The sequence below is a fragment of the Actinomadura sp. KC06 genome, from assembly GCF_004348735.1.
Lineage (GTDB): Bacteria > Actinomycetota > Actinomycetes > Streptosporangiales > Streptosporangiaceae > Spirillospora.
This window is the reverse complement of the sequence record NZ_SMKT01000029.1, coordinates 58,666-67,763: the sequence shown is the minus strand read 5'-3', so window position 1 is coordinate 67,763 and position 9,098 is coordinate 58,666. Positions and strand designations below refer to the sequence as shown.

Sequence of the window (9,098 nt, the reverse complement as noted above, 5' to 3'; positions counted from 1 at the left end):
GTAGGGGCTCATCGGGGAGGCGGCGCGTGCGTCAGCGCGTGGGGGCGTTCCGGAGGAAGTCCGTGACCAGGCGGTTGAACTCGTCGGCGTGCTCGATCATCGCCCAGTGTCCGCACCGGTTGAGCAGCACCAGGCGGCTGTCGGGGATGGACGCGAGGAGGTAGAGCGAGCTCTCGAAGGGCACGACCCGGTCGTCGCGGCCGTGGACGAGCAGGGTGGGGATCTGGATCTTCGGGAGCAGTCCGGGGTCGACCCAGGTCGGGATCGGGGCGCCCTTCGGCAGCCCGTCGACGTAGTTGCGCAGGTGTTCGGGACGGGCGAGTGCCGCGTCCGACCGGGCCTGGCACAGTTCCGGGGTGGCGAACCGGGCCTTGTCGAAGCACATGATCTCGACGAGCCGGCGCATGTTCCCGGGACTCGGGTCCCGGTAGGCCTCGATGAGGACCTTCAGGCCCTCGGACGGGCCGTCGCCCGCGGCGAAGAGGGACGGCAGCCGTCCGACCGGCGGGCCCATCGTGACCAGGTGCGTGATCCGGTGGGGGTGCTCGGTGGCGAGGCGGATCGAGGTCTGCCCGCCCATCGAGTTGCCGACGAACGCGGCCCTGTCGATGCCGAGGGCGTCCAGGAACTGGATCGCGGCCTCGACGTGATCGAGGCGGTCGACGGTCGCGGCGTCGGAGCCGCCCCAGCCGGGCATGTCGACCGCGTACACGTGGAAGTGCACGGCCAGCGCCTCGATGTTGCCGGAGAAGTTGCTCCAGCCCGTCGCGCCGGGGCCGCTCCCGTGCAGCAGGACGACCGGGTGCCCCGCGCCGGCCTCGTAGTAGCGGAGCGTCCAGTCCTTGGTCTGGACGGTGCGCGCCGTGTCGGCCTGGGTCAGCGGCATCAGTGGGCGTCCTTTCCTTGGGAGAGCAGTTCGGCGACGACCTCGGGCGGGCGGTGGCCCCAGCTGTGCAGGCGGTCCAGCGTCTTGACCTGCCAGGTGTCGTCGTCCACGAGCAGGCCGCCCCAGCCGTACTCGACGCTGAAGCCCGAAGGCGTCCGGACGTAGAAGCTGAACATGTGGTCGTTGGGGTGCATGCCCAGGGTCATCTCGAACGGCTGCCCGGCGTCCATGCAGCGGTCGTAGGCCGTGCCGACGTCGCGGACGTCGGTGACCTCGACCATGAAGTGGTGGGTCCGCTTCGGGTGCGGCATGTCCCCGAACGCCACGGAATGGTGGCGCGGGTTGCAGCGCAGGAAGATCAGGTCGGCGACGACGCCGGGCGCGAGTTCCTCGACGATGATGTCGGAGATCCGGAAGTCGAGCAGTCCCTCGTAGAACTCCAGGTAGCTCTCGCGTGCGACGCCCTTGGAGAGCAGCACCTGGTGGCCCGCTCCGCCGGAGCCGGTGACGAACTCGCCGAGCAGGACGTCGGAGTGGAACGGGCTGCCGGCGTCGGCGAAGCCGGTGACCAGTTCGATGCGGTTGCCCATCGGGTCGGCGGTCGTCAGGATGCGGTCGACCTTGCGGGACGCGGCGAGCGCGGCGTCGCCCTCGGTGACCTCGACGCCGGCGGACGCCAGCCGCCCGGCGATCTCGTCCAGGGCTGCGTCGTTCTCCACCTCGTAGCCGCTGGCCGCCAGGTCGTCGGCGGGCCCTTGCCGGACGAGCCAGCGATATGCCTTCTCGTCGGTGCGGAGAGCGATGCAGTCGGCGGTCTTGTCGGCGAGCTGCATGCCCAGCAGGTCGACGGCGAAATGCTCCCAGTCGCTGAGGCTGCTCACCTCGTACACGACGTACGCCAGTTCCTTGACTCCGGTCATCGGGCACTCCTCTCAAGGGGCAGGGCGGGGGCGGCCAGGCCGGAGACGTCGGCGGCCGCCACGAATCGGTCAGGGCGCACCGCGACGGCGCGGACGCCGTACCGCGCCAGCCACGGCAGGAGGACCTCGTCGAGGTCGACCAGCTCGTCCGGACCCTGCGTGTAGGACGACTTCGGCCGGATCGCGATGTAGCGGGCGCCGAGCGCGTCCCACTCCGCCTTCTCATCGGGCGCGAGCAAGGTGGCCGGGTCGGCGTCGGCGCCGAGCAGGACGAAGCCGTCGCCGAGCAGGTCGTCGAGGCGGGCCATCCGGCCGGTCGTGTCGCCCGCGACGGGCTGCGGGACCATGCGCCCGACGATGGCGGCGTCCCCGACCGGGCCGCGGATCCAGCCCGCGTCGAGCACCGGCGGCGCGATCAGCGGCGGCTCGAACGGGGTGACCGTGTCCTCCGGGACCCGGTTCATCTCCTCGATCTCCGCCGGGGTCGCCTCCTGCTTGATGACCCGGCCGAGCTGGACGGCGAGCCCGGTGAAGAACTCGGCGTTCGGGCGCCGTTCGGCCTCGTAGGTGTCGAGCCAGCTCTCGTCGAGCTCGCCCTTGAGGACGCGGGCCAGCTTCCAGCCCAGGTTGTGGACGTCCCGCATCCCGGTCTGCATCCCGGCCCCGGCCCACGGCGGCATGAGGTGGGCGGCGTCCCCGGCGAGGAAGATCCGGCCCGCGCGCCAGGTGTCGGCCATCCGGGCGTGGTGGCGGTAGAAGGCCCACTGGTGGATCGAGACGTCCTCGGTGGTGACGCCCATCGCCTTGAGCAGCGGCCAGACGTCGTCCTCCGCCGCGAAGTCGGCCTCGGTCTCGTGCGGCTTGAGCGGGATCTCCCACCGGTGGTTCCCGGCGGAGAGCGCGATGTCGACGACCGGACGCTGCCGGTCGGACCAGAACGTGAGGAGGTCGCGGTCGGGCCACCAGCGCTTGACGCGGCAGTCGATGACGATCCACTGCACGTCGAGCGTGTCGCCCAGCAGCCGGCTGCCGATCATGGCTCGGGTGGCGCTGCCGCCGCCGTCCGCGCCGATCACATAGCGGACGCGCGCCGTCCGCGTCTCGCCTGTCGCGATGTCCGCCGTCGTCACCGTGACACCGTCGGCGTCCTGCTCAAGCACGGTCACCTCGACGCCGTAGCGGACGTCGATCAGCTCGCCGTGCTCCTCGGCGCAGGCGCGGAGCTCGGCCTCCATGACCGGTTGGTAGATGTTGTAGAAGCGGGGCCCGGGACCCAGCGCCGACGGCGGGTGCTCGACCCGCATGATCTCGGTGCCGTCGTAGGTCACCCAGCGCAGCGCCCGCTGCGGCTCGATCACCTTGGCGATCCGCTCGCCGATGCCGAGGCTCTGGAAGATCCGCATCGTCCAGTCGTTGACGGTGACCGCGCGGGCGCGGGGGTAGATGTCCGCGTCCCGCTCGAACGCGACGGCCGAGACGCCGTGCCCGGCGAGGGTGAGCGCGGCGGTCACGCCGGTGGGTCCGTAGCCGACGATCGCGACGTCGGCGTCGAAATGCTGGGTCATGCGGGCTCCGGAAGACGATGAGATCTCCAGTATTGTACCGATCGGTCGGTACAATCGTGACCACCTTCACATGGCCGCCCAGGCCGGGTCCATGAAATTCCACCCTGCAGAACCGCAGGTGGCAGGGGTAAAGGCGAGGACATCTATGCTTCAACCCGTGGAGGGCGACAAGAGCGGCAACCGCCGCGGCCACCGGTCCCGGGAGGAGATCCTGGACACCGCCTCCCGGATCATGGCGGAGCGCGGCTACGCCGCCACCTCGCTGTCGGTGCTGAGCCGGGAGAGCGGCCTGCCCAAGAGCGCGGTCTACCACCACTTCCACTCGAAGGCCGGGCTGCTCACGGCGGTCATGGCACGCGGCGCCTACGAGTTCTTCGCGGCGATGCGGGCGGCGCAGGCGGGCGGGCCGGACGGCGGCACGCCCCACGAGCGGCTCACCTGGTACCTCCAGCGCACCGGCGAGGTCTTCATGGCGCGTCCGGACTTCCTGCGCCTGCACCTGCTCCTGGTCATGAGCGCCGAGGCCGCCGAAGCCGAGGTGGACGCCATGATCGAGCAGGTGCGCCGGGACGGCCGCGCGCACATGAACACGATGATCGCGGCGTCCTTCGCCCCGGAGGGCGAGGAGATCGCCCAGGCCGTCGCCGACGAGCTCGACTACTTCGGCATCGCCGGATTCGACGGTGCCTTCGTCGCCCTGCAGGCCGAACCCGACCGCGGCCTCACCGACCAGATGGCGCTCCTAGCCGAGGCCATCGCCGCCCTAGGAGAGGCCCGGGCCGCCGAACTCCGCGCGAACGGCTCCCCTGACCCCGCCGAGGGGTCGGACAAGGTGTACGAAAAGTAAGCCTCTGGACACAGCGGAGCACCTACGATCTCCCCCAGCCGCCGAAGCGTGCGCGAAGGCGCGCACCGCAAAGGAGACGTCTCCCCGTGAAGTTCAGCTACGCCATGCTCCCCGACTACCCCCTCTCGGAGTCGCTGGCCTCCATCAGGCTCGCCGACGAACTCGGCTTCCACGCCGTCTACGCGGCCGACGAGCCGTGGCACAAGGACCTCTGGCTGCTGTTCGCGGCGGCCGCCGCGGACACCTCGCAGATCCGCCTCGGCCCGTCGGTGTCGGCGGTGACGCTGCGCGAGCCGTCGCTGATCGCACAGGCCGCGGCGACGCTGGACGAGCTGACCGGCGGCCGGGCCGAGGTCGTCCTCGGCAGCGGCAACTTCGGCGTGCTCGCCCAGTACAAGATCGACTGGACGACGACCAAGCCGCTCACCCGGGTGAAGGAGGCCGTCGCGGTCGTCCGGACCCTGCTGGACGAGGGCGCCATCACCCGCGACGGCGAGTTCTACTCCTACGACGGGCTGTTCACGTTCGCGCGTCCCGTCCAGGAGCACGTGCCGGTCAAGATCGGCGCGATGCGCGGGCCGAAGTCGTTCGAGGCGGCCGGTGAGCTGTCGGACGGCGTGCACCACGCGCTGAGCTACTCGCGCCGCGCGTACGAGTACGCGGTCGAGCACGTCAAGGCAGGCGCCGAGCGCGCGGGCAAGGACTGGCGGACGCTCGACATCGGCGCCTGGGTCGTGTGCGCGGTCGGTCCCGACTCGGCCGCGGCGAAGGAGGCGGCGCGCAGCATGGTCGGGCTGTACGCGTCGGCGATGCCGGCCGAGCAGTTGGAGCGCAACGGCGTCGACCCGGCGGACATGGTCCCGATCATCGAGGCGATCGGCGCGGGCGACCTGGCCGGGGCCATCGAGAAGACCTCCCCGGAGATCACCGAGCGGCTGTCCCTGGCGGGCACCCCGGACGAGGTCCGCGCCAAGATCGAGAGCGATATCGCCCCGACCGGCGTCAACCACATGATCTGCGCCATCACGGATCCGGCGCTGGTGAAGTCGTTCACCGGGCGGGACCTCGCCGGCGTCCCCGGCGTGGACGGCCAGCTCCGCCTGATCCACGAACACCTGATGCCCGCGTTCAAGTGAGGCGCGCCCGGCACCGCGGCGACCGGGGGGCCGCGGTGCCGGGTTGATCCACATCGGGACTGGGAATCAGGAGGAACGTGCCAATAGCGCGGGTTTTCTGGACGGTCCTCGAACCGCTTCACTCGGTGACGTACTTCTCGCCGGAGTGCATCGACGGGAACAAGGACGTCGGCCTCAAAGGATTCTGGATGGGCTACTTCGGGAGCCGGGGCGCTCCGCTCGGGCCCGTCCCCGCCGGTGTGATCGAGGCGGCCTTCTACGGTTTCCATCCGGCGCGGGTGCGGCGTGCGGTGCCCGACGCCTGGACGTTCGCCTCGCCCGAAAGCATCCTGCGAATGAGGGAAGCGGCCGCGGCGAAGGCGCTCAGGCGAGTGGCACCGGAAATCGACGATGTGGCGGCCGAAGCGGTGCCCCGGCTGCGCCCGGCGGCCGAGGCGGGGGACGCAGCCGGACGAGCGCTGTTCGCGGCCAACCGCGACCTGCTGCTCCCGGACGACCCGGTCGCGGCGCTCTGGCAACTGGCGACCACGCTGCGGGAACATCGCGGTGACGGGCATGTCGCCGTCCTGACGTCCGAGGGCCTGAACGGGCTGGAAGCCAACGTTCTGGCCTCCGCCGTGAGCGACGTCCCCGCGAACCTGTTGTTGCGGAGCCGCGGATGGTCGCAGGAAGACTGGGACGAGGCGACCGCCGTCCTCTCCGGCCGCGGGCTCATGGACGAGAACGGCGCGACCGAAGCGGGCCGGGCCTTGAGAGCGGACATCGAAAGCCGGACAGACACCCTGGCCGCCCCGCCTTACCAAGCATTGGACGACCCCGAAAGCCTCTACCGGATGCTCGCCCCGCTCGCCCGTGCCGTGGCGGAGCACGGCGACATGCCGTTCCCGAATCCGATCGGCCTGCCGCGTCCAACCATTCAGGGCCGGATTTAGTAACGGGCTTCTATTGGGTGGCGGTCTGTGGCCTGGTCGCCGTCCACGAAGTACAGGGTGCTCCACATGTTGGTGGTGCCGCAGGCGTGGTTGGGGATGATCCGGAGTAGGTCGCCTACGCGGAGGTCTGCGGTGCCGGGGCCGGTCAGGTAGCCGTGTTCTTCGTTGGCGTTGGTGAACTCCAGTCCGGGGAGAGGAGTTCCTGCCGCGTCGCAGACGATGCCCAGGATTCCGGCGGTCGCGATGGAGTCGGAGCTCATCGCCTTGATTCCGGCGTCCACGATGGCGGTTCCCGGACGCTGGGTGCTGGTGACCCGGGTCAGGACCGTCTGCGCGCACTGGCCGGTCTGGGCGCTGCCCAGCCCGACCTGGTTGGCGTCGAAGTAGACGTAGGTGCCGGGGCGGGCCTCGGTGACCCCTTCGGCGAACGGCGCGGACGTGGCGCCGGGCGTCGACCCGACCGAGACCAGCGGGCATGCGTGGCCCTCGGCGCGGAGCGCCTCGGCGACCTGCACGAGCGTGCGTCCGGCAAGGTCGCCTGCGGCCTCCAGGCCCGCGCGGTCGGTGCCGTGCGCGGCGAGGTGGCCCTCGTGAGTGAGGACGCCCCGCAGTTCCAGCGCGGGCAGCGCGGTGAGTTCGGCGGCGGTCTTGACCGCCCGGTCCGGGTCCACGCCCGCCCGGTGCAGGCCGGTGTCGACTTCCAGGACGAAAGGCACTTCGACTCCGGCGGCGGCTGCGGCGGAGAGGGGTTCCGCGACTTCCAGGGAGTCGAGCGCGATGGTCAGACCGCCTCTGGACAGGGCCTGGACGGCGAAGGCGACCTTGGCGGGGCCGACCGGCTGGTGCGCCCACAGGACGTCCTCGACGGCCGCGTCCTGGAGCAGCGCGACCTCGGCCGGGGTGGCGCAGGTGAAGCCGATCGCGCCGTGGGCGAGCTGGCGGCGCGCGACCGCGACGCATTTCGACGTCTTGAAATGCGGGCGCAGCGCGACCCCGGCGGCGCCGATCGACGCGGCCATCGCGGTCAGGTTCGCCTCCATCCGCGGGCGGTCGATCAGCAGCGCGGGCGTCGGCAGCTCGTCCAGCGGGACGGGCGGGGCGGCGGTCATGTGAGGCCCATCGACGGTCGGGGGTCGCCGTTCAGCAGCCACTCGACGGTCTCCTTCCTGATCTCGGGGAAGCCGGACGGGCGCTGCCCGGCCATCTCGCGGATCCCGGCGACGGCCTCGGCGGGCGTCCAGAGCGGGAAGTCGGAGCCGAAGACGAGCCGGTCGACCACGTCCCACTCCTGGGCGCGGGCGAGCGCGAGGTAGCCGTCCATCGGACGGGCCCAGCACGCCGACACGTCCGAGTACACGCGGCGGTTCTTGCGCAGCGTCACGATCGTCTCGCGCTGCCACGGGTGCCCGAGGTGCGCGATGATCTGGACGAGATCGGGGTGGCGGCGGGCGACGTCGTCCACGACCAGCGGGTTGCTGACCGACAGGTCGCCGGCGGGGCTCGGGGTCGCGCCCATGTGCCACAGCACGACCAGTCCCGCGTCGACGGCGGCCCGGTAGAAGGGGTCGTAGGCGGTGTCGCGCGGGTCGAACAGCGCCAGCACCGGGTACAGCTTGATGCCGCGCAGGCCGCGCGCGACGCCGTCCGCGAGCTGGTCGAGGACGTCGGGGTCGGTCGGGTCGAGCGCCATGAAGCCGATCGTGTCGGTGGCGGTCTCCGCGCAGAACTTCTCGGTGTAGTCGTTCGGGGTGAGGACCCCGGCGGCGGTGGCGCGGATGCCGAACACGCAGGCGGCGGTCACGTTCGCGCCCGCCATGGCCTCGTCGTAGTCGGCGGGGGTGAACTCGTGGGCGCCCCGCCCGTAGACGGGCTTCCAGTGGTCGTCCCACTCGTGGCCCCAGTGGTCGGGCCGCTGGCAGTGGGTGTGAAAGTCGATCAACCGTCCTCCCGATTGCGTGGCGCGCCGGAGCGCAGAGACGAATGCAGGTACTCCAGGGCCGCGACGACGTCGGCGTCGGCCGCGAGGCCCGCCGCGGCGGCGCGCAGGCTGTCCAGGTAGCGGGCTCGCCGGTCGTCGTCGAACTCGGCGGACGGCCCGGACACGCTCACGGCGGCGACGCACGACCCGTCCACCTCGACGGGGGCGGCGACGCAGCGGAGGCCGACGCTGCCCTCGTTGTCGTCCAGGGCGTGGCCGCGCTCGGCGGTGACCTTCAGCTCAGCGGCGAGGGCGGGGGCCGTGGTGAGGGTGTGCTCGGTGCGGGCCGGGAACGGCTCGGGCGGCAGGTGCGCGCCGAGGTCGGACGGGTCCAGCCGGGCGAGCAGCATCTTGCCGAGCCCGGTGCAGTACGCGGCGTCGCGGGTGCCGGGCGTGGTGTGGAACCGGATCGGCCGGTCGGGCTCGCGGACGCAGACGTGCAGGACCTCGCGTCCGTCCAGCACACCGAGGTTGGCGGTCTGGCCGGTGGTGTCGGCGACCCTCGCGAGATGCTCGCCCGCCACCTGCGACAGGTCGAGCCCGGTCAGGTACGCGGCGGACAGCGTCAGCGTCTTGTGCCCGAGCCGGTACGCGGGACGCTCGTCGGCACGGACGACATAGCCCATCTCCTCCAGCACGCCGAGGAGCCGGACGAGCGTGCTCTTCGGCAGGCCGGTCCCGGTCGAGAAGTCGTTCAGGGTGAGCGTGCCGCCCTGCGCGGCGAGACGTTCCAGCAGCGCCAGGCCGCGTGCCAGCGCGTTGGCGTGGTAGTTCGCCGCCGCCGGGCGGTCGTCGTCCACGTTCGTCCCTCTGGCTCTCTGCATCGGTGCCTCG

Annotated in this window: 9 protein-coding genes; 3 read left to right on the top strand and 6 right to left on the bottom strand. The window is 71.5% G+C overall.

Annotation, left to right across the window (positions count from 1 at the left end; translation table 11 throughout):
* Window positions 1-31: 31 nt before the first annotated feature.
* The 3 genes from E1287_RS12590 to E1287_RS12580 are packed head-to-tail and all read right to left on the bottom strand — an operon-like array spanning window position 32 to window position 3,371.
* Window positions 32-886, bottom strand: coding sequence for an alpha/beta hydrolase (locus tag E1287_RS12590; protein WP_131965083.1), 855 nt, complete (start codon window positions 884-886; stop codon window positions 32-34).
* Window positions 886-1,806, bottom strand: coding sequence for a VOC family protein (locus E1287_RS12585; protein ID WP_131965082.1), 921 nt, complete (start codon window positions 1,804-1,806; stop codon window positions 886-888). The genes E1287_RS12590 and E1287_RS12585 overlap by 1 nt, the downstream gene beginning before the upstream one ends.
* Entirely contained in the window at window positions 1,803-3,371 is a 1,569-nt protein-coding gene (locus E1287_RS12580) for a bifunctional 3-(3-hydroxy-phenyl)propionate/3-hydroxycinnamic acid hydroxylase (protein ID WP_131965081.1), read from the bottom strand. The genes E1287_RS12585 and E1287_RS12580 overlap by 4 nt, the downstream gene beginning before the upstream one ends.
* 157 nt (window positions 3,372-3,528) lie before the next feature.
* Here E1287_RS12580 and E1287_RS12575 point away from each other — a divergent pair, with 157 nt between their 5' ends.
* From E1287_RS12575 to E1287_RS12565, 3 genes are all read left to right on the top strand, one after another.
* Entirely contained in the window at window positions 3,529-4,218 is a 690-nt protein-coding gene (locus tag E1287_RS12575; RefSeq protein WP_207934165.1) for a TetR/AcrR family transcriptional regulator, read from the top strand.
* Between the two features lie 86 nt (window positions 4,219-4,304).
* Window positions 4,305-5,354, top strand: a complete 1,050-nt coding sequence (locus E1287_RS12570) for an LLM class flavin-dependent oxidoreductase (protein WP_131965079.1) — start codon at window positions 4,305-4,307, stop codon at window positions 5,352-5,354.
* 239 nt (window positions 5,355-5,593) lie between these two features.
* A complete protein-coding gene (locus tag E1287_RS12565; protein WP_243718902.1) occupies window positions 5,594-6,286 on the top strand; it encodes a hypothetical protein in 693 nt (230 codons plus the stop codon).
* Here the strand turns inward: E1287_RS12565 and E1287_RS12560 are convergent.
* The 3 genes from E1287_RS12560 to E1287_RS12550 are packed head-to-tail and all read right to left on the bottom strand — an operon-like array spanning window position 6,283 to window position 9,088.
* The gene (locus E1287_RS12560; RefSeq protein WP_131965077.1) at window positions 6,283-7,395 is read right to left on the bottom strand and encodes an alanine racemase; all 1,113 of its coding nucleotides are present in this window, start codon (window positions 7,393-7,395) and stop codon (window positions 6,283-6,285) included. The two genes, E1287_RS12565 and E1287_RS12560, sit on opposite strands and share 4 nt — an antisense overlap.
* Complete coding sequence (locus E1287_RS12555) at window positions 7,392-8,225, bottom strand: amidohydrolase family protein (RefSeq protein ID WP_165968975.1); 834 nt, start codon at window positions 8,223-8,225, stop codon at window positions 7,392-7,394. Before E1287_RS12555 ends, E1287_RS12560 begins: the two co-directional genes overlap by 4 nt.
* On the bottom strand, window positions 8,222-9,088 hold the full coding sequence (locus E1287_RS12550) for an IclR family transcriptional regulator (protein WP_131965075.1): 867 nt from the start codon (window positions 9,086-9,088) through the stop codon (window positions 8,222-8,224). The genes E1287_RS12555 and E1287_RS12550 overlap by 4 nt, the downstream gene beginning before the upstream one ends.
* Window positions 9,089-9,098: the final 10 nt, after the last annotated feature.

Bases quoted from the DNA above. Each gene is read 5' to 3' on its own strand.
- E1287_RS12590 (WP_131965083.1), bottom strand. From the start codon at position 886: ATGCCGCTGACCCAGGCCGACACGGCGCGCACCGTCCAGACCAAGGAC.
- E1287_RS12585 (WP_131965082.1), bottom strand. From the start codon at position 1,806: ATGACCGGAGTCAAGGAACTGGCGTACGTCGTGTACGAGGTGAGCAGC.
- E1287_RS12580 (WP_131965081.1), bottom strand. From the start codon at position 3,371: ATGACCCAGCATTTCGACGCCGACGTCGCGATCGTCGGCTACGGACCC.
- E1287_RS12560 (WP_131965077.1), bottom strand. From the start codon at position 7,395: ATGACCGCCGCCCCGCCCGTCCCGCTGGACGAGCTGCCGACGCCCGCG.
- E1287_RS12550 (WP_131965075.1), bottom strand. From the start codon at position 9,088: ATGCAGAGAGCCAGAGGGACGAACGTGGACGACGACCGCCCGGCGGCG.